Origin of the sequence: Phytobacter sp. V91, assembly GCF_965644225.1 — a bacterium.
In the GTDB taxonomy this organism is placed as follows: Bacteria; Pseudomonadota; Gammaproteobacteria; order Enterobacterales; family Enterobacteriaceae; genus CBFFRJ01.
In genome coordinates this window covers 24,322-49,229 of the sequence record NZ_CBFFRJ010000023.1, presented here as the reverse complement: position 1 = coordinate 49,229, position 24,908 = coordinate 24,322, and the positions used below count along the sequence as shown (strand labels likewise).

At 51.9% G+C, this 24,908-nt stretch carries 19 protein-coding genes; 10 read left to right on the top strand and 9 right to left on the bottom strand.

Features of this window, described 5'->3' with window-relative positions; all coding sequences use genetic code 11:
* Positions 1 to 280 (top strand): transposase (locus ACSZO4_RS06995; RefSeq protein ID WP_437888167.1); only part of this gene is annotated, 280 nt, incomplete at its 5' end.
* 147 nt (positions 281 to 427) lie between these two features.
* Here the strand turns inward: ACSZO4_RS06995 and trxB are convergent.
* Positions 428 to 1,396, bottom strand: a complete 969-nt coding sequence (gene trxB, locus ACSZO4_RS06990) for a thioredoxin-disulfide reductase (protein WP_437888166.1) — start codon at positions 1,394 to 1,396, stop codon at positions 428 to 430.
* Between the two features lie 551 nt (positions 1,397 to 1,947).
* On the opposite strand from trxB, the gene lrp reads away from it, so the two are divergent.
* The 7 genes from lrp (at position 1,948) to ACSZO4_RS06955 (ending at position 13,737) form a co-directional block, all read left to right on the top strand.
* On the top strand, positions 1,948 to 2,442 hold the full coding sequence (gene lrp, locus ACSZO4_RS06985; RefSeq protein WP_002439523.1) for a leucine-responsive transcriptional regulator Lrp: 495 nt from the start codon (positions 1,948 to 1,950) through the stop codon (positions 2,440 to 2,442).
* A 110-nt stretch (positions 2,443 to 2,552) separates the two neighbouring features.
* The gene (locus ACSZO4_RS06980; RefSeq protein WP_437888165.1) at positions 2,553 to 6,188 is read left to right on the top strand and encodes a DNA translocase FtsK 4TM domain-containing protein; all 3,636 of its coding nucleotides are present in this window, start codon (positions 2,553 to 2,555) and stop codon (positions 6,186 to 6,188) included.
* 120 nt (positions 6,189 to 6,308) lie between these two features.
* On the top strand, positions 6,309 to 6,920 hold the full coding sequence (gene lolA, locus ACSZO4_RS06975) for an outer membrane lipoprotein chaperone LolA (protein ID WP_437888163.1): 612 nt from the start codon (positions 6,309 to 6,311) through the stop codon (positions 6,918 to 6,920).
* Between the two features lie 9 nt (positions 6,921 to 6,929).
* Positions 6,930 to 8,273 (top strand): replication-associated recombination protein RarA, encoded by a 1,344-nt coding sequence (rarA, locus tag ACSZO4_RS06970; protein ID WP_437888161.1) that lies wholly within the window; start codon positions 6,930 to 6,932, stop codon positions 8,271 to 8,273.
* Between the two features lie 93 nt (positions 8,274 to 8,366).
* On the top strand, positions 8,367 to 9,659 hold the full coding sequence (gene serS, locus ACSZO4_RS06965) for a serine--tRNA ligase (protein WP_437888159.1): 1,293 nt from the start codon (positions 8,367 to 8,369) through the stop codon (positions 9,657 to 9,659).
* A 199-nt stretch (positions 9,660 to 9,858) separates the two neighbouring features.
* Complete coding sequence (gene dmsA, locus ACSZO4_RS06960) at positions 9,859 to 12,300, top strand: dimethylsulfoxide reductase subunit A (RefSeq protein WP_437888157.1); 2,442 nt, start codon at positions 9,859 to 9,861, stop codon at positions 12,298 to 12,300.
* Positions 12,301 to 12,588: 288 nt separating this feature from the next.
* Positions 12,589 to 13,737, top strand: coding sequence for an MFS transporter (locus ACSZO4_RS06955; RefSeq protein WP_437888155.1), 1,149 nt, complete (start codon positions 12,589 to 12,591; stop codon positions 13,735 to 13,737).
* Between the two features lie 31 nt (positions 13,738 to 13,768).
* Here ACSZO4_RS06955 and ACSZO4_RS06950 read toward each other — a convergent pair whose 3' ends face one another.
* From ACSZO4_RS06950 to ycaO, 8 genes are all read right to left on the bottom strand, one after another.
* Positions 13,769 to 14,155 carry a hypothetical protein gene (locus tag ACSZO4_RS06950; protein ID WP_437888153.1) on the bottom strand — a complete coding sequence of 129 codons (387 nt, stop codon included), beginning with the start codon at positions 14,153 to 14,155 and terminating at the stop codon, positions 13,769 to 13,771.
* Positions 14,136 to 14,696: a LemA family protein gene (locus ACSZO4_RS06945; protein WP_437888151.1), complete on the bottom strand. Its 561-nt coding sequence runs from the start codon at positions 14,694 to 14,696 to the stop codon at positions 14,136 to 14,138. The genes ACSZO4_RS06950 and ACSZO4_RS06945 overlap by 20 nt, the downstream gene beginning before the upstream one ends.
* Complete coding sequence (locus ACSZO4_RS06940) at positions 14,693 to 14,938, bottom strand: hypothetical protein (protein WP_437888149.1); 246 nt, start codon at positions 14,936 to 14,938, stop codon at positions 14,693 to 14,695. Before ACSZO4_RS06940 ends, ACSZO4_RS06945 begins: the two co-directional genes overlap by 4 nt.
* A 52-nt stretch (positions 14,939 to 14,990) precedes the next feature.
* Complete coding sequence (locus tag ACSZO4_RS06935; protein WP_437888147.1) at positions 14,991 to 15,422, bottom strand: hypothetical protein; 432 nt, start codon at positions 15,420 to 15,422, stop codon at positions 14,991 to 14,993.
* Between the two features lie 266 nt (positions 15,423 to 15,688).
* Positions 15,689 to 16,429, bottom strand: a complete 741-nt coding sequence (gene pflA / locus ACSZO4_RS06930; RefSeq protein WP_437888145.1) for a pyruvate formate lyase 1-activating protein — start codon at positions 16,427 to 16,429, stop codon at positions 15,689 to 15,691.
* A gap of 204 nt (positions 16,430 to 16,633) precedes the next feature.
* Positions 16,634 to 18,916, bottom strand: a complete 2,283-nt coding sequence (pflB, locus tag ACSZO4_RS06925; protein WP_437888143.1) for a formate C-acetyltransferase — start codon at positions 18,914 to 18,916, stop codon at positions 16,634 to 16,636.
* 51 nt (positions 18,917 to 18,967) lie between these two features.
* On the bottom strand, positions 18,968 to 19,825 hold the full coding sequence (gene focA, locus ACSZO4_RS06920) for a formate transporter FocA (protein WP_437888141.1): 858 nt from the start codon (positions 19,823 to 19,825) through the stop codon (positions 18,968 to 18,970).
* A gap of 407 nt (positions 19,826 to 20,232) precedes the next feature.
* Positions 20,233 to 21,993 carry a 30S ribosomal protein S12 methylthiotransferase accessory factor YcaO gene (gene ycaO, locus ACSZO4_RS06915; protein WP_437888139.1) on the bottom strand — a complete coding sequence of 587 codons (1,761 nt, stop codon included), beginning with the start codon at positions 21,991 to 21,993 and terminating at the stop codon, positions 20,233 to 20,235.
* 454 nt (positions 21,994 to 22,447) lie between these two features.
* Here ycaO and serC point away from each other — a divergent pair, with 454 nt between their 5' ends.
* Entirely contained in the window at positions 22,448 to 23,536 is a 1,089-nt protein-coding gene (gene serC / locus ACSZO4_RS06910) for a 3-phosphoserine/phosphohydroxythreonine transaminase (RefSeq protein ID WP_437888137.1), read from the top strand.
* Between the two features lie 71 nt (positions 23,537 to 23,607).
* The gene (gene aroA / locus ACSZO4_RS06905) at positions 23,608 to 24,891 is read left to right on the top strand and encodes a 3-phosphoshikimate 1-carboxyvinyltransferase (RefSeq protein ID WP_437888135.1); all 1,284 of its coding nucleotides are present in this window, start codon (positions 23,608 to 23,610) and stop codon (positions 24,889 to 24,891) included.
* The last annotated feature ends 17 nt before the right edge of the window (positions 24,892 to 24,908 follow it).

Sequence of the window (24,908 nt, the reverse complement as noted above, 5' to 3'; positions counted from 1 at the left end):
AGAGGCAAAAGAAGAGGCAAACGCGCTGCGGCTGACGAAATGGGGCAAAAAGGTGTATGCCCGGCGTAAGGAAACGGTGGAGCGGAGCTTCGCGGATGCGAAACAACATCACGGGCACCGGTACGCGCGGTTCCGTGGCCTGATGAAAGTGCAGATGCAGTGCCTGCTTGCGGCGACGGCGCAGAATATGAAGAAGATGGCGCTGCTGGCGCTTCTTTATCAGTTTTTACTGGTGTTGGCGGGTTCAGCGGGACATAAGAGGCTGAAAACAGCGCAGTAGAAAAGCCGGGGCAGAAAGACAGGAAAATATCGCGATCGCGACCTGCGGTCGCTACAAAAACAAAACCCCACGAAAAACGTGGGGTTCGTCAGCAATCTGAGGCGACTTATAGTCGCCTTATTTACCTTTGTTACTGACTTGTAAAGATTATTTACTGTTCTGCGCCAGTCCGTCGAGATAGCGTTCAGCATCCAGCGCGGCCATACAACCGGTACCGGCAGAGGTGATCGCCTGACGATAAATATGATCCATTACGTCACCGGCAGCGAAGACACCCGGAATACTTGTTTGGGTCGCGTTGCCATGAATGCCTGACTGGACTTTGATATAGCCGTTTTCCAGCTCTAACTGGCCTGCAAAGATAGCGGTGTTCGGGCTATGGCCAATAGCAACAAACAGACCTGCTACCTCCAGTGACTCAACGTTGTCACTGTTTTGCGTGTCACGCAGACGCAGTCCGCTGACCCCCATCTGATCGCCGGTCACTTCTTCCAGCGTACGGTCGGTATGCAGCACGATATTACCGTTTGCCACTTTTTCCATCAGACGTTTGATCAGGATTTTCTCTGCACGGAAAGAATCACGGCGGTGAATCAGATGCACTTCAGAAGCGATATTTGCCAGATACAGTGCTTCCTCAACGGCGGTGTTACCCCCACCGATAACGGCAACTTTCTGGTTACGGTAGAAGAAACCGTCGCAGGTCGCACAGGCGGAAACGCCACGGCCCTTAAAGGCTTCTTCTGAAGGTAAGCCCAGATAACGTGCGGATGCTCCTGTCGCGATAATTAACGCATCGCAGGTATATTCACCGCTGTCGCCCGTCAGGCGGAAAGGACGATTCTGCAGATCAACCGTATTGATATGATCGAACAGAATTTGCGTCTCGAATTTTTCGGCATGTTCATGCATGCGCTCCATCAGCAGCGGCCCGGTCAGGTGGTTCGGATCCCCTGGCCAGTTTTCCACTTCGGTCGTGGTGGTGAGCTGACCGCCTTTCTCCATCCCGGTAATCAATACCGGTTCCAGATTGGCGCGTGCAGCATAGACCGCAGCGGTATAGCCCGCAGGGCCTGAACCCAGGATAAGCAGCTTACTGTGTTTGGCCGTACCCATGAAATCCTCATTTTTATTTGCAGACATGGCTCAGGATTGTAGGGAATTTGTGGGCGTAAAAAAAGAGTTCAGCGGTTTTGTTAACGATATGTGTAATAGATAAAGCCGATGATAAATTTCAAGCTAAGAATCGAAATATAACAATTTCTACTGAAAATTGGTCAGTTATAAGGTGATAACATGAGTATTCACTGAGCGTGATGATGAATATCTGGCATGTTGTACTAAAAAAAGATGTTTTGCTTTGACAATCCCCTGCGCATTTGCGAAAACATCAAAGGAAGAAAAAAGCAGTGTTTCGCGCGTGACGCAAATTCATGCATGCAAATACCAATTTTACCGGGCTAGTGAAATCTACGCATGGTGTGGACAGATGCCATTCGTGATGTCGATAGCTGCCGTCAGGCAACGGACTTCTTAATACTGACCCTGGGATTACGTCGTGTTAATTCAATAACACAGTGCACGTAAAGCGACGGGCAAAGACTCTGAACAGTGAAGTGCACAGGGTCAAGACAGGAGTAGGGAAGGAATACAGAGAGACAATAATAATGGTAGATAGCAAGAAGCGCCCTGGCAAAGATCTCGACCGCATTGATCGTAATATTCTGAACGAATTGCAAAAAGATGGGCGTATTTCCAACGTCGAGCTTTCTAAGCGAGTGGGACTTTCCCCAACGCCGTGCCTTGAGCGTGTGCGTCGACTGGAAAGACAGGGTTTTATTCAGGGCTACACAGCGCTGTTGAACCCGCATTATCTGGATGCATCACTTCTGGTTTTTGTTGAGATTACTCTGAATCGTGGCGCACCGGATGTGTTTGAGCAATTTAACTCCGCAGTACAAAAACTTGAAGAAATTCAAGAGTGTCATCTGGTATCAGGTGATTTCGACTACTTGTTGAAAACACGTGTGCCTGATATGTCTGCCTATCGTAAGTTGCTGGGGGAAACTCTGCTGCGACTGCCTGGCGTGAATGACACCCGTACTTATGTGGTGATGGAAGAAGTCAAACAGAGCAATCGTCTGGTTATCAAGACGCGCTAATACGGAACAGGTGCAAAATCGGCTTTTTTTGATTACACTCCTGTTAATCCATACAGCAACAGTGCCGGGGTTTCCCGGCGCTGTTGCCCGTTTTAGCTGGAGCGCCTTACTTGAGCCAGGAATACACAGAAGACAAAGACGTCACACTTACCAGGTTGAGCAGCGGGCGTCGACTCCTTGAGGCATTACTGATCCTCGTAGCCTTGTTTGCCCTCTGGTTGACGGCAGCACTTATCAGTTTTAATCCCTCCGATCCCAGTTGGTCACAAACGGCCTGGCATGAGCCTATCCATAATCTGGGGGGGCAACCAGGCGCATGGCTGGCTGATACCTTATTCTTTATTTTTGGCGTCATGGCCTACACCATTCCGCTGATCATTATCGGTGGCTGCTGGTTTGCTTATCGTCACCGGGCAAGTGAAGAATATATCGACTATTTTGCCGTCTCTTTACGGTTGATTGGGGCGCTTGCCTTGATCCTTACCTCCTGCGGTCTCGCCGCTATCAATGCTGATGATATCTGGTACTTCGCCTCTGGCGGGGTCATTGGCAGCCTGCTTAGCACCACGTTGCAACCCCTTCTGCGCAGCAGTGGAGGCACTATTGCGTTGCTTTGCGTCTGGGCGGCGGGGTTAACGCTATTTACCGGTTGGTCGTGGGTCACCATCGCAGAAAAAATTGGTAGCGTGATCTTAAGTATTCTGACCTTTGCCAGCAATCGTACCCGTCGGGATGATACCTGGGTCGATGAAGAAGAATACGAGGACGAAGATTATGAGGATGACGATGAATCCGCCAAAGCGCCTCACCAGTCACGTCGTGCTCGTATTATGCGTGGCGCGCTGGCACGGCGTAAGCGGATAGCTGAAAAGTTCAGCAATCCAATGGGACGTAAGACCGATGAGGCCTTGTTCTCCGGTAAGCGGATGGATGATGAAGAGAACGACGAGGTTGAATATTCTACCCGTGGTGTTCCGGCAGATGCTGATGACGTGCTCTTCTCCGGCAATAGCGCCATCCAGGCGCAAACAGATCCTTATGATCCCCTGCTCAGTGGATACCGGGTAACCGAGCCTCTGGCCGCTGCCGCTGCCGGGATGATCGCAGCGCAAAGCCATGCCGCGCCCTCTGCGCCTGTGGCCTATGCTGTGGAGCAAACGACGACATGGCAGCCGGAAACGCCGGAGCCATTGCCGCAATCCGCCGCCGTTGTCGGGCAAGTGCCGCTTTCTCACTATGTCGCGCCGGAGCAGGAAGGGGAGTGGCAGCCGCCTCAGCCGGTTGTGGCTGAGCCGGTGGAGTATCAGGCTTATCAACCTGAGCCGGAATATGTGGCACCTGAGCCGCTGATGGAGCCTGAACCTGAACCAGAGATGGCAGAGGTTAAACAGACGCGCCCTCCGCTGTATTATTTTGAAGAAGTGGAAGAGAAACGTGCTCGTGAGCGCGAACAACTTGCCGCCTGGTACCAGCCAGTCCCTGACCCTGTTCAGGAGCCCGTTCATCCGGTTGCGCCTGCGCCTTCTGTGAGTGCGCATGTGGTACCTGTTGCAGCGTCCGCTGTTGCGGCCAGCGTCCATGAAACATCCCCAGTGGATGGCGTCAGCCCTGTTTTCAGCCTTGCTGAAGGCGGTGCGCCGCGTCAGCAGGTCAAAGAGGGCATTGGTCCCCAACTGCCGCGTCCTAACCGGGTACGTGTGCCGACGCGTCGCGAGCTGGCCTCATACGGTATTAAATTGCCTTCCCAGCGAATGGCAGAGGAGCGCGCGCGCGCGGAACAGCGCCAGCATCATGAGCCGATGAGCGATGATGATGTTGAGATGCTGCACCAGCATGAGCTGGCGCAGCAGTTTGCCGCCAGCCAGCAGAATCGTTATGGCGAAGAGTATACCCACGACACGCCGTCAACGCCTGTTCCCCCGGCCCTGACGGAGGAGGAAGAAGCTGAAGTGGAACTGGCTCGCCAGTTTGCTTCCAGCCAGCAACAGCGTTATGCCGCAGACAGTTCTCTTCCGCCAGGGATGTTCTCGCTGGATGATTTTGAGTTTTCGCCGACCAAAGCGCTGGTCGATGACGGCCCGAGTGAACCGCTGTTCACACCGGGCGTGATGCCGGAGACAGAAGCCCAGTATGCGCCTGCGCGACCAGTCGCCGCGCCTGCTGCGCAGCCTGTTGCTCAGGTATCCACACCTGCGCCGAAAGAGAGCCTGATCCACCCGTTGCTGATGCGCAATGGCGACAGCCATCAATTGCAGAAACCCACCACGCCGCTGCCATCGCTGGATTTACTTACGCCGCCGCCTTCTGAAGTCGAACCGGTGGATACCTTTGCTTTGCAGCAAATGGCGCGTCTGGTTGAAGCCCGACTGGCCGATTTCCGCATTAAAGCCGACGTGGTGAACTACTCCCCAGGGCCTGTTATCACCCGTTTTGAATTAAACCTTGCGCCTGGGGTGAAAGCGGCGCGTATTTCCAACCTCTCCCGTGACCTTGCTCGTTCACTGTCGACCGTTGCCGTGCGCGTGGTGGAAGTTATCCCGGGCAAACCTTATGTCGGGCTGGAGTTGCCGAATAAGAAACGTCAGACCGTCTATCTGCGCGAAGTGCTGGACTGCGCAAAATTCCGCGAAAGCCCGTCGCCGTTAACCGTTGTGCTGGGCAAAGATATCGGTGGCGAGCCGGTGATTGCCGATCTGGCGAAAATGCCGCATCTGCTGGTGGCGGGTACAACCGGCTCCGGTAAGTCTGTTGGGGTGAATGCCATGATCCTCAGCATGCTGTACAAGGCACAGCCGGAAGACGTTAAGTTCATTATGATCGACCCGAAAATGCTGGAGTTGTCGGTTTATGAAGGCATCCCGCATCTGTTGACTGAAGTGGTCACTGATATGAAAGACGCGGCCAACGCCTTGCGCTGGAGCGTGAACGAAATGGAGCGTCGTTACAAACTGATGTCAGCGCTGGGTGTGCGTAACCTTGCGGGTTATAACGAGAAAATTGCTGAAGCGGCGAAAATGGGCCGCCCGATTCCGGACCCGTACTGGAAGCCGGGAGACAGTATGGATGCGGTGCATCCGGTACTGGAGAAACTGCCTTATATCGTGGTGCTGGTGGATGAATTTGCCGACCTGATGATGACCGTTGGCAAGAAAGTGGAAGAGCTGATTGCGCGTCTGGCCCAGAAGGCGCGTGCCGCGGGGATCCACCTTGTACTGGCGACGCAACGTCCTTCTGTCGACGTTATCACCGGTTTAATTAAAGCCAACATTCCAACCCGTATCGCCTTTACGGTTTCCAGTAAGATTGACTCGCGTACGATCCTCGACCAGTCCGGTGCGGAATCACTGCTTGGGATGGGTGACATGCTTTACTCTGCGACCAGTTCGAACAGTTCTCCGGTACGTGTCCATGGTGCCTTTGTGCGTGATCAGGAAGTCCATGCCGTGGTTCAGGACTGGAAAGCGCGTGGTCGCCCGCAATATATCGATGGCATCACCTCTGACAGTGACAGCGAAGGCGGTGGCGGCGGTTTTGACAGCGGCGAAGAGTTAGATCCGTTGTTCGATCAGGCGGTCAACTTTGTGACAGAAAAACGCAAAGCCTCTATCTCGGGCGTCCAGCGTCAGTTCCGCATCGGCTATAACCGTGCGGCGCGCATTATTGAGCAGATGGAAGCCCAGGGAATTGTTAGCGAACAGGGGCATAACGGTAACCGTGAAGTCCTGGCGCCGCCGCCGTTCGAATAAATGCAAAGATGGGTAAATCGGTAAAAATTAAGTCTTTTCTCCTGTCGCTCCGGGGCTGCGGCTTTTAGAGTGACAGGCAGGCTCTCCCATTTCGGGAGCGATGTATTTTAAGGAAAAATAATGAAAAAAATCGCGATGGCTTGTGTGTTAATTGGCAGCTTTATGGCCAGTAACGTATGGGCAGATGCCTCCAGCGACCTGAAAAGCCGCCTTGATAAAGTGAACAGCTTCCATGCCAGCTTTACCCAGAAAGTCACTGACGGTAGCGGCGCGGCGGTACAGGAAGGGCAAGGGGATCTGTGGGTAAAACGCCCAAGCCTGTTTAACTGGCATATGACCCAACCGGATGAAAGCGTGCTGGTTTCTGATGGTAAAACGCTGTGGTTCTATAATCCGTTTGTCGAGCAGGCTACGGCGACCTGGCTGAAAGATGCCACCGGCAACACCCCTTTTATGTTGATTGCGCGTAATCAGAGCAGCGACTGGCAGCAATACAACATCACCCAAAACGGTGATGATTTTGTCCTGACGCCGAAAACCGGCAGCGGTAACCTGAAACAGTTCACCATCAATGTGGGACGTGACGGCACCATCCATCAGTTCAGCGCCATTGAGCAGGATGACCAGAAAAGCAGCTATCAGCTTAAAGCGCAGCAAAACGGCAGCATTGATGCAGCAAAGTTCACCTTTACTCCGCCGAAGGGCGTAACGGTTGACGATCAACGTAAGTAAGAGGCATTCGTGGGCAACCTGTCGCTCGATTTTTCCGATAATGCGTTTCAACCCCTGGCCGCCCGCATGCGGCCAGAAAATTTAGCGCAGTATATTGGCCAGCAACATTTGCTGGCGCCGGGTAAGCCGCTGCCTCGTGCCATCGAAGCCGGGCATCTGCACTCTATGATTTTATGGGGGCCGCCGGGGACAGGAAAAACGACGCTGGCGGAAGTGATTGCCCGTTATGCCAGCGCAGATGTTGAACGTATCTCCGCTGTCACCTCCGGCGTCAAAGAGATCCGCGAAGCCATTGAACGGGCACGGCAGAATCGTAATGCCGGAAGGCGAACGATTCTGTTTGTGGATGAGGTCCATCGCTTTAACAAAAGCCAGCAGGATGCCTTTCTACCGCACATTGAAGATGGCACCATCACCTTTATTGGTGCCACCACGGAAAACCCTTCCTTTGAACTCAACTCGGCATTGCTCTCGCGTGCCCGCGTCTATTTGCTCAAATCTTTGACCACCGAAGATATTGAGCAGGTCCTGAGCCAGGCGATGGAAGATAAAGCTCGTGGCTACGGCGGCCAGGATATTGTGCTGCCTGTTGAAACGCGCAGCGCTATCGCTGAACTGGTCAACGGTGATGCCCGTCGGGCATTGAATACTCTGGAAATGATGGCCGATATGGCCGAACTGGATAATTCCGGCAAACGCGTGCTGCAAAAAGCATTGCTGACCGAAATTGCCGGTGAGCGTAGCGCGCGCTTTGATAACAAAGGCGACCGTTTTTACGATTTGATTTCGGCGCTGCATAAATCAGTACGTGGAAGCGCACCCGATGCCGCTTTGTACTGGTATGCCCGCATTATCAGCGCAGGCGGGGATCCGTTGTACGTTGCCCGCCGCTGCCTGGCGATTGCATCTGAGGATGTCGGCAATGCGGATCCGCGCGCCATGCAGGTGGCTATTTCCGCCTGGGACTGCTTTACCCGCGTTGGCCCGGCAGAAGGGGAGCGCGCCATTGCGCAGGCCATCGTCTATCTTGCCTGTGCGCCGAAAAGTAACGCAGTCTATACCGCTTTTAAAGCCGCGATGGCGGATGCCCGTGAGCGTCCGGATTACGATGTGCCGGTGCATCTACGCAACGCGCCCACTAAGTTGATGAAAGAGATGGGCTACGGTCAGGAGTATCGCTACGCCCATGATGAACCCAATGCCTATGCGGCTGGCGAAGTCTTTTTCCCCGAGGAAATGGCGCAAACACGCTATTATTATCCGACAAATCGGGGGCTGGAAGGAAAGATTGGCGAAAAGCTCGCCTGGCTGGCCGAACAGGATCATAAAAGCCCCATAAAACGCTACCGTTGAGAGTGTCCTTGCGGTAATGTTGTCGTTCGATCTCTGTGGCCGCAGGCTGTGGTCACTTTCTCATTATTTCAATTCGATAAGCACAGGATAAGCATGCTCGATCCCAATCTGCTGCGTACCGAGCCAGACGCAGTTGCAGAAAAACTGGCACGCCGGGGTTTTAAGCTGGATGTAGATAAGTTACGCGCGCTCGAAGAGCGTCGTAAGGTCTTGCAGGTCAACACTGAAAATTTGCAGGCAGAACGTAACTCGCGATCGAAATCCATCGGCCAGGCAAAAGCACGCGGGGAAGATATCGAGCCATTACGCCTGGAAGTGAACAAACTGGGTGAAGATCTGGATGCGGCGAAAGCCGAGCTGGAAACACTGCTGGCTGAAATCCGCGAAATCGCGCTGGCTATCCCCAATACGCCGGACGACAGCGTCCCGGTTGGCAAAGACGAAAATGACAACGTTGAAGTAAAACGCTGGGGCACCCCACGTCAGTTCGACTTTGAAGTCCGCGACCATATCACGCTGGGCGAAATGCATGCCGGGCTGGATTTTGCCGCTGCCGTTAAGCTGACCGGTTCCCGCTTTGTGGTGATGAAGGGGCAGATTGCGCATCTGCATCGTGCCCTGGCGCAGTTCATGATTGATCTGCACACGGAGCAGCATGGTTACAGCGAAACCTACGTTCCCTATCTGGTAAACCATGACACGTTGTACGGCACAGGGCAGTTACCGAAATTCGCCGGTGACCTTTTCCATACTCGTCCGCTGGATGAAGAAGCCGATAGCAGCAACTATGCGCTGATCCCGACCGCTGAGGTGCCGCTGACCAACCTCGTGCGTGATGAAATCATCGACGAAGATGACCTGCCAATTAAACTGACGGCGCACTCTCCGTGCTTCCGTTCTGAAGCGGGTTCCTACGGCCGCGATACCCGTGGTCTGATCCGTATGCACCAGTTCGACAAAGTTGAAATGGTGCAGATTGTTCGCCCGGAAGAATCGATGGCGGCGCTGGAAGAGATGACAGGGCACGCTGAAAAAGTACTGGAACTGCTGGGTCTGCCGTACCGTCGTATGGCTCTGTGCACCGGTGACATGGGCTTTGGCGCCTGTAAAACCTTCGATCTTGAAGTGTGGGTTCCTGCGCAAAATACCTATCGCGAAATCTCTTCCTGTTCGAACGTCTGGGACTTCCAGGCGCGTCGTATGCAGGCGCGTTGCCGTAGCAAATCAGACAAGAAAACCCGTCTGGTTCATACCCTCAACGGTTCTGGCCTGGCAGTTGGCCGCACCCTGGTTGCGGTGCTGGAAAACTATCAACAAGCCGACGGTCGTATCGAGATCCCGGAAGTTCTGCGTCCGTATATGCGCGGCGTCGAGTTTATCGGCTAAGTTTCACTTCTGTCCATATCAAGCGCCTGCGGGCGCTTTTTTTTTGTTCGCGTTGACCCCCGGCAATAAACCATCACAATATTTCGTTAATAATCCCTGCTGCAATTCAGGATAAAAAACTAAAAATTTCGGAATTTGTCATATCTGTATCTGCTTGACGATTCCGGTTTATTCCTATCTGTGAGCAAAGAGAGTCTTTATGGAATCGAAAAACTCTGATGGTCTGCTGGAGGCGGAAGTTACCCGGCGTGGGCTGGTTAAAACCGGCGTAATGGGTGGTCTCGCGCTGGCGAGCAGCGCCTTTACCCTTCCTTTTTCACGCAATCTCTGTGCGGCTGACCCCTTATCGGCAGCATCATCTGAACGCGTTGTCTGGAGTGCCTGCACCGTTAACTGTGGTAGCCGTTGTCCGCTGCGTATGCATGTACAGGATGGCGAAATCAGGTACGTTGAAACGGATAATAGCGGGGACGATAGCTACGACGGATTGCACCAGGTCCGGGCTTGTCTGCGCGGACGTTCAATGCGTCGCCGGGTCTATAATCCCGATCGGTTGAAATATCCTATGAAACGGGTGGGCAAACGCGGCGAAGGTAAATTTGAGCGCATTAGCTGGGAAGAGGCCTACGATCATATTGCCAACAATATGAAGCGCCTGATTAAAGATTATGGTAACGAATCCATCTATCTGAATTACGGAACCGGTACGCTGGGCGGCACGATGACCGTTGCTAACTGCCCAAATAAGACTCTGATCGCCCGGTTGATGAATTGCTGCGGCGGTTATCTGAATTTTTACGGCGACTATTCTTCTGCACAAATTACGGCGGGGCTCAATTATACCTATGGCGGTTGGGCCGACGGCAACAGTCCGTCCGATATTGAAAACAGTCAGCTGGTGGTGATGTTCGGCAATAACCCCGCTGAAACACGTATGAGCGGTGGTGGCGTCGTTTATCACCTTGAGCAGGCCCGGCAGAAATCAAACGCGCGGATGATAATCATTGATCCTCGGTACACGGATACGGGGGCAGGGCGCGAAGATGAGTGGATACCAATTCGCCCTGGCACCGATGCAGCCCTGGTTTCGGCGCTGGCGTGGGTGATGATTGACGAAAATCTGGTTGATCGGGCGTTTCTTGACAAATACTGCGTCGGTTTTGATGAAAGCACCATGCCTGCGGGTGCGCCAGCAAATGGTCACTACAAAGCGTACATTATGGGGCAGGGTAATGATGGTATCGCCAAAACCCCGCAATGGGCAGCGGCAATTACCGGGATCCCCGCTGCCAGAATCGTGCAACTGGCGCGAGAAATCGCGGGCGCAAAACCGGCCTTTATTTGCCAGGGCTGGGGTCCGCAACGTCATGCTAACGGTGAGTTGACCTCGCGTGCAATTGCGATGCTGCCCATTCTTACTGGCAACGTCGGTATTAACGGGGGAAACTCGGGCGCACGTGAAAGCACCTATGAAATGCCCTATGAATTTATGCCAATACCGGATAATCCAGTACAGGCTGGTATTTCGATGTTTATGTGGACTGATGCGATTGAACGTGGCCCGGAAATGACTGCGACACGTGATGGCGTTCAGGGGAAAGATAAGCTTGATGTGCCCATTAAAATGATCTGGAACTATGCCGGGAACTGTCTTATCAATCAGCATTCGCAGATCAACCGTACCCATAAGATTTTACAGGATGATAAAAAGTGCGAGCTGATAGTGGTGATCGATTGCCATATGACTTCCTCGGCAATGTATGCCGATATTTTGTTGCCGGACTGTACCACTTCCGAACAGATGGATATCGCGCATTCGGATTCTTGTGGAAATATGGGATACGTTATTTTTGCCGGGCAAGCGATCAAGCCGCGCTTTGAATGCAAAACCATCTATGAAATGACCAGCGAAGTGGCAAAGCGGATGGGCGTTGAGCAGGCGTTCACTGAAGGGCGTACCCAGGAAGAATGGCTGCGGCATATTCATGAACAGTCCCGTCAGGCTATTCCCGATCTGCCGTCATTTGAGGCCTTCCGCCGACAGGGAATCTTCAAACAGCGTGACCCTGAAGGGCATCATGTTGCTTACAAAGCGTTCCGTGACGATCCCGCAGGTAATCCACTCACAACCCCGTCCGGGAAAATTGAGATTTATTCAAGCGAGCTGGCTAACATTGCCGCTACCTGGGTGTTGCAGGATGATGATGTTGTCGATCCCTTGCCTGTTTATGCGCCGGGATTTGAAAATTATAGCGACCCGTTAAGTAACGAATATCCGCTACAGCTGACTGGTTTTCACTACAAATCACGCACCCATTCAACCTACGGCAATGTTGATGTGCTCAACGCTGCCTGTCGTCAGGAAATGTGGATCAACCCCATTGACGCACAACTGCGCGGGATTGCGAATGGCGACCGGGTTCGCATTCGTAACGATCGTGGCGAGGTGCACATCGAAGCTAAGGTTACGCCGCGTATCATTCCTGGCGTTGTCGCCCTGGGGGAAGGGGCATGGTATGCGCCTGACGGTAAGGGCATCGATCAGGGCGGATGCATTAACGTGCTGACTACCCAGCGACCTTCGCCGCTGGCGAAGGGGAATCCCTCACACAGTAATCTTGTTCAGGTTGAGAAGCTGTAAATCGTCGCCGATGGCCATCTAATAACCGGGTCTGGTCGGGTGTGAGATCCCGGCCAGCCAGCGAAAATCATCATGAATTTTTTCAACTAAACTTTTTGGCAGGAATGGTAAATAAATCTTATTAATCAAAAGAATGATGATAAGTCAGCATCCATAATCGGAGCGCAGGATTAGTTTTATATATCGTCGCTGAATAAAAGGCGCTGCCGCCTAAAATCGGTGGATTGACAATGTTTTTGCCAGTGGCATGATGCGCACGAATATTGAACTTCCTCACGGTTTTTATCCATGACCACCTATACCCGGCCAGTGCTTTTATTGCTCTGTGGCCTGCTTTTGTTGACTCTGGCGATAGCGGTTCTGAATACGCTCGTCCCCCTCTGGCTCGCCCATGAAAACATGCCGACATGGCAGGTCGGGATGGTTGGCTCTTCGTATTTTACCGGTAATTTGCTCGGTACTGTTATGACCGGCGGGCTGATAAAGCACCTTGGTTTTAACCGCAGCTACTATATTGCCTCGTTGATCTTTGCTGTCGGATGTGCGGGCCTTGGCCTGAATATTGGCTTCTGGAGCTGGTTAATCTGGCGATTCGTCGCCGGTATTGGCTGCGCGATGATTTGGGTGGTGGTAGAAAGCGCGCTGATGCGCAGTGGAACCACGCATAATCGTGGGCGTCTGCTCGCGGCCTATATGATGGACTATTACGTGGGTACCGTGCTGGGGCAGGTGATGGTCAGTAAATCACCGACTGAGCTGATGAGCGTATTACCCTGGTGTGTAGGTCTGGTGCTGGCGGCTATTTTACCTCTGCTGTTCACCCGCATTACCGGGAAGAGCGATGAAGTGCAGAGCTCAACATCGGTATGGCCGATGTTTCGTCTGCGCCAGGCGCGGCTGGGAGTCAATGGCTGCATTATTTCCGGCATTATTCTTGGCTCGCTGTATGGCCTGATGCCGCTGTACCTGAACCATAAAGGTATCAGCGATTCGGGGATTGGTTTCTGGATGGCGTTGATGGTCAGTTCAGGGATTATCGGGCAGTGGCCGGTCGGGAAACTGGCCGATCGTTTTGGTCGTTTGTTGGTTCTGCGCGTACAGGTATTTGTAGTGATCCTCGGTTGCGGGGCGATGCTCAGTAATGCCGCGATGGCGCCAGCGCTCTTTGTCCTTGGCACCGCCGGATTTACGCTTTACCCGGTCGCAATGGCATGGGCCTGCGAGAAAGTGGAGTATCACCAGCTGGTGGCAATGAACCAGGCTCTGTTGCTTAGTTACACCATCGGCAGCCTGCTGGGGCCAACATTTACCGCCATGTTGATGCAAAGCTATTCTGACAGCCTGCTGTTTATCATGATAGCCAGTGTCTCCTGTATCTACCTGATGATGCTGATGCGTAAAGCGGGTCAGCATCCTACGCCCGTGGCGCATGCCTGATAGCTTATGACGGTCGCAATCAGGAGTATTATTAGCGCCTGCGCGACCGTTTTTTTGTTCTGCCAGGCGCTACAACCTTGCCTGGCTTATCGTCGACGTTGTATTCGTGGTAAATGACAGCAAGATGTCGATGGTTAAAGACAACAAAACTCAGGATCCCTGTCAGCATTACCAGCCAGCATAAAAATATCTTTACCCCGCTAATCCCACTGAACATCATGATGATGGTCATTCCTGCTCCTGGAAACCAGGCGATGGCGATGGCTGCCGCACATACGGCTGACAGCCATTTCAGCCACGATATCTGCAAAAAGGAACCGAAGAATAAAAGGGCGGGTACCGGGCCAAATGCGGCTATCAACACTGCATATACGGGCTCCTTTTCCATAAACATCAAATCAAAAGGTAAGGCCAGCATACTGAGTCTCTGTTGATGAAATTTCTAATAACGGCTTTGGTTGATAACGCATCAGTTTTGCCATGATCAAATTGGGAAATTCATGAATACCGATGTTGTAGAGGGTTACGCTCTCATTAAAAAACTCACGCCGATCGGCAATCTGCTCTTCCAAAGCTGAAATACGCTGCTGGAGCTGAATAAATCCACGATTGGCCCTTAATTGCGGGTAGTTTTCTGCCACCGCAAATACGCCTTTCAGGGCATGATTTAAGTCATTACTGATAGTCACCTTATCCTCAAAGCGATTGCTGGCAAGCCATGCCGTTCGTAGCGCGGTAAGCTGCTGTAGCGTCTCTTTTTCATATTCTGCGCTGGCTTTGACGACTTTCAATAATTCGGGGAGTTCATCGACACGTTGTTTGAGCAGTACATCAATATTGGCAAAAGATTTATCGACATTGTGGCGCAGCATCACCAGTCGGTTATACAAAGACACCAGCATGCCGCCACAGCCGATAACCACAAAGACGACAATAAGAAGTGCGATTAAGTTATTCATTGCCCGGAACCTTCATAAGGTGAAGACACATTAAAGAATGACAGCAGATGTGAGTAATGAATAATCACCTGCCGATGCTGAACATCAATGGGGAGCACAAGCACTAAGGCAATAAACAACGCGATGGCAATACAATAATAGCGAGCGCGGGCCAGCACGATATTTAACTTGTCACGTCGCTTAAGGTTGCCAACGGGCGCGATACCAAAAACACGGCGCAGTGCGTCCCGCGTAATGACCATCTCACTATTGCGACGTATCGCCTTGCCGATAAGTAAATAGTCCTCGCCGTTTTCAAGGCGATACTCGCGAAGGATCTGCCTCCTGGTGCGTATTTCTTCCTTTGCGGGGAGCAGAAAAAAAATCGAGATTACTGGCGTCAATTTGCACTTTTCCCGTCGCATCCTGCAGCAGAAAAGCATTGCAACGCTTCTCTTCAAAGATAAGCCTGTAGTTTGTTTTACCGTCAGAATCCCGCTCTTCCTCCATCACCGTATGGTAATAGCCGATGCAGTTCTTGCCGCTCATAGGGGCACGAATGAGTTGCTGACTAACCAGTCTCCCTTCCAGCTCTACCAGGCCTGTCGCCATCGAACGTACCTTGCTGGTGGGGAGGCTTTGTTGATAGCGCATAAAACGGCGCTGGGGCGTGGGTAGCATAAATTTCAGCGCCACGAGCCCGACAAAAAAGAGGATGCCGTAGATGCCTGAAAAAGGGATCAGCAAAAATAATATCGCAGTGAGGAGGATAAAACCGATTCTGCCCGGTGAGTTTGAGGAGGGATTTGGGGGCATAAGCTCAACGTTCCTGTTGTCAAATGATCATCCTGATCGGTTATTCGCTCGCCGTTAAACGAATCAGGCGCTTACTATGACGAAAAAAAAAGCGTAGCGATAGCCACCAATAATGATGAATCGGGGACTTAAGGTCATGAAGACAGGCGTTACGGGCAGTCCGGATAAGGCCGTTGGCCCCATCCGGATGGCTATGATTAGTACATCACCTTGTGACCATACTGTTCCAGAATACCTTTCACGCGCTCCATGGTCTCTTTCTTCGGCGGGTGAATACCGTCAAGTTTGTACTCTTCACCCATTGCCACCCATTTGTGTTTGCCCAGCTCGTGGTAGGGGAGCAGCTCAATTTTCTCGACGTTGCCCATATCGCGGGTGAATTCACCCAGGCGGTGGGCAGAGTCGTCATCGTCGGACCAGCCGGGTACCACGACATAGCGGATCCAGACATTGATGTTCTTGTTCGACAGATATTTTGCGAATTCCAGTGTGCGGTGGTTAGAGACCCCCACCAGATTCTGGTGGATCTCATCGTTCATCTGTTTCAGATCAAGCATCACCAGGTCGGTGACTTCCAGCAATTCATCGACCACCGGATCGTAGCGACGCACAAAGCCGTTGGTATCAAGGCAGGTGTGGATGCCTTCTTTTTTACAGGCCCGGAACCAGTCACGGACAAATTCCGCCTGTAGCATGGCCTCACCACCTGATGCGGTGACGCCGCCGCCGGAGGCGTTCATAAAGTGGCGATAGGTCACCACATCTTTCATTAACTCATCAACGGTTATCTCTTTGCCGCCGTGGGTGTCCCAGGTGTCACGGTTGTGGCAATACAGGCAGCGCATCAGGCAGCCCTGGAAGAAGGTGATAAAACGGATCCCAGGGCCATCGACGGTGCCACAGGATTCAAAGGAGTGGATGCGACCAATCACTGACATTGCGGTGTATTCTCCAGATGTGACCCATCCAGGGTCTGTATTGATGCACAGCTCAATCCGGCTGTGTTAAATCTGTTTTGGCAGATATCCATGAGTATAGATAACCGACGAAGCAGACTGGTGTGGGGCGGGGTGTTAAAAAGGCCCCACTGACGTGGAGCCTTCATTGTACGCTTATTACTTCGCGATTTCAGTCAAACCGAATTACATAGTCTGAGTGAAAGTACGGGTGATAACGTCCTGCTGCTGTTCTTTAGTCAGGGAGTTAAAACGTACTGCGTAGCCAGATACACGGATGGTCAGCTGCGGATATTTTTCCGGGTTTTCCATCGCGTCGAGCAGCATTTCGCGGTTCATCACGTTCACGTTGAGGTGCTGACCACCTTCAATGGAAGACTCATGATGGAAGTAACCATCCATCAGGCCTGCCAGGTTGGTTTTACGCACTTCGTCGTCTTTACCCAGCGCATTTGGAACGATAGAGAAGGTATAAGAAATACCATCTTTAGCGTAAGCAAACGGCAGTTTAGCAACGGAGGTCAGAGAGGCAACAGCACCTTTCTGGTCACGGCCGTGCATTGGGTTAGCACCTGGTCCGAATGGCGCGCCAGCACGACGACCGTCTGGGGTGTTACCGGTTTTCTTACCATACACAACGTTGGAAGTGATGGTCAGAACAGACTGAGTCGGGATAGCGTTGCGATAGGTAGTCAGTTTCTGAATTTTTTTCATGAAACGTTCAACCAGGTCAACCGCCATGTCATCAACGCGAGCGTCGTTGTTACCAAACTGCGGGTATTCGCCTTCGATTTCGAAGTCGATAGCCAGACCGTCTTCGTCACGAATTGGTTTAACTTTCGCATGTTTGATTGCAGACAGGGAGTCAGCAGCAACGGACAGACCTGCGATACCACACGCCATAGTGCGGATAACGTCACGGTCATGCAGCGCCATCAGAGAGGCTTCGTAGCTGTACTTGTCGTGCATGTAGTGGATGACGTTCAGTGCGGTGACGTACTGTTTAGCCAGCCAGTCCATAAAGTGATCCATACGATCCATTACTTCGTCGAAGTTCAGAACGTCGCCTTTGATAGGATCAGTTTTCGGACCAACCTGGATTTTCAGTTTTTCATCAACGCCGCCGTTGATTGCATACAGCATGGTTTTCGCCAGGTTAGCGCGAGCACCGAAGAACTGCATTTGTTTACCAACAACCATCGGGCTTACGCAGCAAGCGATAGCGTAGTCATCGTTGTTGAAGTCAGGACGCATCAGATCATCGTTCTCATATTGCAGAGAAGAGGTATCGATGGAGACTTTAGCCGCGTATTTTTTGAAGTTCAGTGGCAGTTTTTCAGACCACAGAATGGTGATGTTCGGCTCCGGAGACGGCCCCATGGTGTACAGGGTGTTCAGGAAGCGGAAGCTGTTTTTGGTAACCAGGGTACGGCCATCAACGCCCATACCGGCGATAGATTCAGTTGCCCAGATCGGGTCACCAGAGAACAGTTCATCATATTCTGGGGTACGCAGGAAGCGAACCATACGCAGTTTCATGACCAGGTGGTCAACCATTTCCTGCGCTTCTTGCTCGGTGATTTTGCCTGCTTTCAGGTCGCGTTCGATGAACACGTCCAGGAAGGTAGCGGTACGACCGAAGGACATTGCTGCGCCGTTCTGGGATTTAACTGCAGCCAGGTAGCCGAAGTAAGTCCACTGAATCGCTTCCTGAGCGGAAGTTGCCGGAGCAGAGATATCGCAGCCATATTTTGCTGCCATTTCTTTGATCTGGCCCAGAGCACGATGCTGCTCGGAGATTTCTTCGCGCAGACGGATGGTGGCTTCCAGGTTAACGCCGTTTTCCATGTCAGCTTGCAGAGACAGGAACTGTGCGTATTTGTCTTTCAGCAGGAAGTCGATACCGTAGAGTGCAACGCGACGGTAGTCACCGATGATACGGCCACGGCCATATGCATCAGGCAGACCAGTCAGAACACCGGATTTACGGCAGTTCAGGATGTCTTTGGTGTAAACATCAAACACGCCCTGGTTGTGAGTTTTGCGGTAGTCGGTGAAGATTTTTTTCAGCGCAGGATCCAGCTCGCGGTTATACGCTTTGCAAGAACCTTCAACCATTTTGATGCCACCAAACGGGATAATCGCACGTTTCAGCGGAGCTTCAGTCTGCAAACCAACAATTTTCTCGAGGCTTTTGTTGATATAGCCTGCATCGTGAGAAGTAATGGTGGACGCAACAGAGGTGTCGAAATCAACAGGCGCATGAGTGCGGTTTTCCTGTTTAACACCTTCCATAACTTTGTCCCACAATGTGGTGGTCGCATCAGTTGCGCCAGCCAGGAAGGACTCATCACCTTCATATGGGGTGTAGTTTTTCTGGATAAAGTCACGTACGTTTACTTCTTTCTGCCAGTCACCTTTCGCAAAACCTTCCCAGGCTGTGGCTAACTTTTCATTAAGCTCGGACATGTAACACCTACCTTCTTAAGTGGATTTTTTATTTACTGCCTGAGACAACCATTAATGATGGTTATCGCCACGCAGGTAAATGACCCAGTATGTCAACCCAACTAACAACCCTCCACCAATGATATTCCCAATTGTTACAGGAATCAGATTATCGGTGATGAAATTTGCAATAGTCAGGTGAGAAAAGTTTTCCGGGCTGGAACCAACTGCGGTCCAGAACTCCGGGGTCGCAAAGTTACGAATCAGGATACCCATCGGGATCATAAACATGTTTGCGATACTGTGCTCAAAGCCGCTGGCAACGAACATGCCCACCGGCAGCACCATAATTAACGCTTTATCTGTCAGGCTACGACCAGAGTAGCTCATCCATACTGCCAGACAGACCATCAGGTTTGCCAGAATACCTAATGCGACAGCTTCAACAAAAGTGTGGTGCAGTTTATGGTCGGCTGTCTGCAGGACGTTTAAGCCCCAACCGCCATTTGCCACCATATATTCGCCAGATAACCATATCAATAGCACGAACAGCAATGCGCCAATCAGGTTACCGATATAGACGTTTGCCCAGTTACGTGCCAGTTGGCCCCAGGTAATACGTCCGCTGGCTTTGGCCACCACAATCAATACGGTTGAAGTGAAGAGGTCAGCGCCACAGATGACGCAAAGAATCAGCCCTAATGAGAAACAGATACCGCCAACAAGTTTAGCAATGCCGAAAGGCATCGATGCTGTACCCGTGGTGGCCGTAATATAGAAAACAAAAGCGATGGAGATAAAGACGCCCGCAGTAATGGCCAAAAAGAACGTGGTCAGCGGTTTCTTTGTTGCTTTATAAACACCTGCATCTTCGGCAACTTTTGCCATCGCAGCTGGAAGTAATAGATCAAAAGGGTTGTCAGCTTTCACACTAACTCTCTCTTTGTTTTAAGTCGGCGAGGAGATACTAACAAAGCATTATAGAAGAGAATTTGATATGGATCATATCTCGCCTGGCTAATAGGACCGCAAAGCGCGTGGTTTTACAGCGAATGCGAGTTAACTTGTTGTTTATAATTATAAAAATAAATTTTAAATTTTGCAAAAAGTGTTGAATTTTTTTATGTGGCCTCCCGAAAACCGTTAACTAAAATGGAGTAATTGCCATAAAAAGTAACAATGAGCCCTGGGTAGCTATATATGCATTTACCCATAATTAACTTAATTATTACAATTGGCACTCATTGCCGAAATATTAATAAAATGGGGCAATGAAATTGCCCCATAATATAGCGTAGACCTGTCATTAAGCCTACATATTGTCGTACTACTTGTTGTTAATTCGACCAGAACGTCCGTTTAGCACGTTGTAATTTTTCGTAAGCAGCTAACAACGCCTGATGGGCCGGGAACGCTTCCAGAGAACCATCTGCAGGCTGAAGCCCATAGAAAGGCGCTTCGCCGCTGAGGGCGGCGCTGGCAGCATCGACGGCATCGGCACCGTACATCCGCACAAAGGCATTCAGATACTGCAAAGGCTGACGCTCATCTTCCTGCGCCAGCAGCAGTAAGGTCTGCAGGCAGCGATAGTAATTGATGCGCTCTGCGCTAAAGACCGAGCCATTGAACTCAATGGTCCACTCAGCCCAGGATAACGCCTGATCCAAATCACCGCCTGCGAGGGCGAGCATGGCTTTCAGTTCACCAATACGCAGTGTGAACCAGCCGTTATCTTTGCCGGTTGCGATACCCAGCAGTTCACGGACGCGGGTGAAGTCGTCATGACCTTCTTCATCAAGCTGCTCGATAAGGTTCAGGTAATCTTCTTTCTCCCACTCACTGCCTGGCAGGGAGAGGATTGTTTCGCGCAGATGAGTACCCATGGCATTGTTGGCCAGCCACAGATCTTCCGCCGGATAGATGTCGGACATACCCGGCACCAGGATACGGCAAGCGTAGACGCCCAGATGCTCGTAGTCGGCGATGTACACTTCTTTGTCTTCTGCGTTGAAGATGGCCATCAGCGTGGCGAACTCTTCTTCGGTTGTCCCGGCGAAGCTCCAGTCAGCGAAAGGATAATCCGCATCCTGCTTAAACAGATCCCAGGAGATAGAGCCGCTGGAATCGATAAAGTGGGTTTCAAGATTGGTGTGTTCTGCCACTTCTTCATCATCGAAGGTCGGAGGCGTAAAGACATCCAGATCTTTCAGACCGCGGCCCTGCAACAGTTCCGTCACCGTACGCTCCAGCGCCACGCCAAAATCAGGGTGTGCACCAAAGGAGGCAAAGCAGGTGCCGTTAGCCGGGTTGAATAACACAACACAGATAACCGGGTATTTACCGCCAAGCGAACCGTCATACGCGAAGATCGGGAAACCTTCAGCTTCCAGTTTTTCAATAGAGGCAACGACGCCATGATAGCGCGCCAGAACTTCCGCCGGGATTTCCGGCAGGCTGATGCGTTCGCTGATAATGCGGTTTTTGATATGGCGCTCAAATACTTCGGACAGACCCTGAACGCGGGCTTCGTTCGCGGTGTTACCAGCAGACATGCCGTTGGACACATACAGGTTGCCGACGATATTCATCGGAATATAGACGGTTTGCGCGTCAGACTGACGGGTAAACGGCAGGGCGCAAATACCCCGCGCTTCATTGCCAGACTGCAAATCGACCAGCATGCCCGCAGTCAGTTCATTCTCCGGATCGTAAAATGCGCGCAGGCGGGCATCCAGGATACCTTCCGGCAGCGTCTCATCTTCTGGCAGCGGGAACCATTTTTCATTCGGATAGTGAACGAAGGGGCCATCAGCAATGGCATCGCCCAGCCAGAAGTCGGCAAAGAAATAGTTGGTGGACAGACGCTCGAAATATTCACCCAGCGCAGAAGCCAGGGCCGCTTTTTTGGTGGCGCCTTTGCCGTTGGTGAAGCATAGCGCGCTGTCTTTATCACGGATATGCACGGACCAGACGTTTGGCACCGGGTTCAGCCAGGAAGCCTCTTCAATATTAAAGCCGAGATCGAGCAGTTTTTGCTGGAAGCGAGCGATGGAATCTTCCAGGGCGGCGTCTTTGCCGGGGATATAGGTTTGCGTCATAGCAGCAGTCACTTTTTTGTACGTAAAGCGGGCGATCATACGGGTTTTATGTGACTGGCGCTATCTTCGCCGGGCGGTCGGCGAAAATAAAACTTTCCCCTGAGATTATCAAAGGTAACTGCCTGTTAACGCATAAAAATAAAAGTGTTTGATCTCTATCGCTTGTACGCAGATTTTCGTCGGCTGGCGATGCAGTCCGACAGCGGTCAGCGCAAAGATAAACTTCAATGATGTTAGTAGCGCATAAATCCAGAATGGTCGAAGGTCAACGGGATAATTCGCCTGTCCCTTATAGCCAAAATGTCGGTTTTATGACGATTCACCGGAAGAATGTTTTGTGTGAGGTGGCGCACATTTGCCGGGTCATAAGTTTTAGACATTGCGGCGCGTGTCACTGAATGATAAAACCGATATCCACTGTTATAACTTATTGCTTTTAGCGTGGTGAGGGGAAATGGCTCAGGTCTTTAATTTCAGTTCAGGTCCGGCAATGTTACCGGCGGATGTGCTTAAACAAGCTCAACAGGAGCTTTGTGACTGGCAGGGTCTTGGTACATCGGTGATGGAAATCAGCCACCGTGGCAAAGAATTTATCCATGTGGCGGAAGAGGCAGAAAAGGATTTTCGTGACCTGCTGAATATCCCCTCGAACTATAAAGTACTGTTTTGCCATGGCGGCGGCCGCGGTCAGTTTGCAGGCGTTCCGCTGAATATTCTGGGCGATAAAACCACTGCCGATTATGTTGATGCCGGTTACTGGGCGGCAAGTGCGGTAAAAGAAGCGAAAAAATACTGCGCTCCTAACGTTATTGACGCCAAAATCACGGTTGATGGCCTGCGCGGCGTGAAGCCAATGAGCGAGTGGCAACTGAGCGATAACAGCGCTTATCTGCACTACTGCCCGAACGAAACTATCGACGGTATTGCCATTGATGAAACGCCGAACTTTGGCAATGACGTGGTGGTGGCGGCGGACTATTCATCAACGATCCTTTCTCGCCCACTGGATATCAGCCGTTACGGCGTGATTTATGCCGGTGCGCAGAAAAACATCGGCCCGGCGGGTTTAACACTGGTGATCGTTCGTGACGATTTGCTGGGTAAGGCGCATCAGGCATGCCCGTCGATTCTGGATTACAGCATCCTGGCCGAAAATGACTCCATGTTTAACACCCCGCCGACCTTCGCCTGGTATCTGGCCGGGCTGGTGTTTAAATGGCTGAAAAACAACGGCGGCGTTGCTGCGATGGATAAGGTTAACCAACAAAAAGCCGATCTGCTTTACGGCGTTATCGACAGCAGTGATTTCTATCGTAACGATGTGGCGAAAGCGAACCGTTCACGTATGAATATTCCGTTCCAGTTGGCCGACAGCGCGCTGGACAAACTCTTCCTCGAAGAGTCGCTGGCTGCAGGCCTGCATGCCCTGAAAGGTCACCGTGTGGTCGGTGGTATGCGTGCTTCAATCTATAACGCTATGCCGCTGGAAGGCGTGAAAGCACTGACCGAGTTTATGGCTGACTTCGAACGTCGCCGCGGCTAATTTCGCTTTTCCTCATACCCCCGTGGCGTGCTGCGGGGGTTTTTATTCCGTTTTGTTGAGAGTTAAGTTTCATGGAATCCCTGACGTTACAACCCATCGCGCGGGTCGATGGCACCATCAATCTGCCTGGTTCTAAAAGTGTTTCCAACCGCGCCTTGTTGCTGGCCGCCTTTGCACAAGGCACCACCGTCCTGACCAACCTGCTGGACAGTGACGATGTGCGCCATATGCTCAATGCGCTCAGTGCGTTAGGCGTTTCCTTTACCCTGTCAGCCGATCGCACCCGTTGCGAAGTGACGGGTAACGGCGGTCCACTGGTCGCGGATAAGCCACTGGAGTTGTTCCTTGGGAACGCCGGTACCGCAATGCGTCCGCTGGCTGCCGCACTTTGCCTTGGCAGTAACGACCTGGTGCTGACCGGTGAGCCGCGTATGAAAGAGCGTCCGATTGGTCACCTGGTGGATGCGCTGCGTCAGGGTGGGGCACAGATTGAGTATCAGGAGCAGGAAAATTATCCGCCGTTGCGTCTTCGCGGTGGCTTTACCGGCGGTGATGTTGAGGTTGATGGCAGCGTCTCCAGCCAGTTCCTGACGGCATTGCTGATGACTGCGCCGCTGGCAACTCAGGACACCACTATCACCATTAAGGGTGACCTGGTTTCCAAACCTTATATCGATATCACTTTGCACCTGATGAAAACCTTCGGCGTTGAGGTGGATAACCAGGATTACCAGCGCTTTGTCGTGCGTGGGAATCAGCGTTACCAGTCTCCAGGCCATTATCTGGTCGAGGGGGACGCTTCTTCTGCCTCCTATTTCCTTGCGGCCGGCGCCATTAAGGGCGGTACGGTAAAAGTTACGGGTATTGGCCGTAACAGCGTGCAGGGGGATATTCGTTTTGCTGATGTGCTGGAAAAAATGGGCGCTCAGGTGACCTGGGGCGATGATTTTATCTCCTGTACTCACGATAAACTGAACGCGATTGATATGGATATGAACCATATTCCTGATGCGGCAATGACCATCGCTACGGCGGCGCTGTTTGCTCGTGGCACCACCACGATGCGTAATATTTACAACTGGCGTGTGAAAGAGACTGACCGCCTGTTTGCGATGGCGACAGAGCTGCGTAAGGTCGGGGCTGAAGTGGAAGAGGGTGAGGATTATATTCGCATCACGCCGCCGGCTCATATTCAGTATGCGGAAATTGGTACCTGGAACGATCACCGTATGGCGATGTGTTTCTCGCTGGTGGCACTGTCAGAAACGCCTGTCACCATTCTCGATCCGAAATGTACGGCGAAAACCTTCCCGGATTACTTCGAACAACTGGCGCGTATCAGCCAACCTGCCTGATTATTCGTGCCGTCATA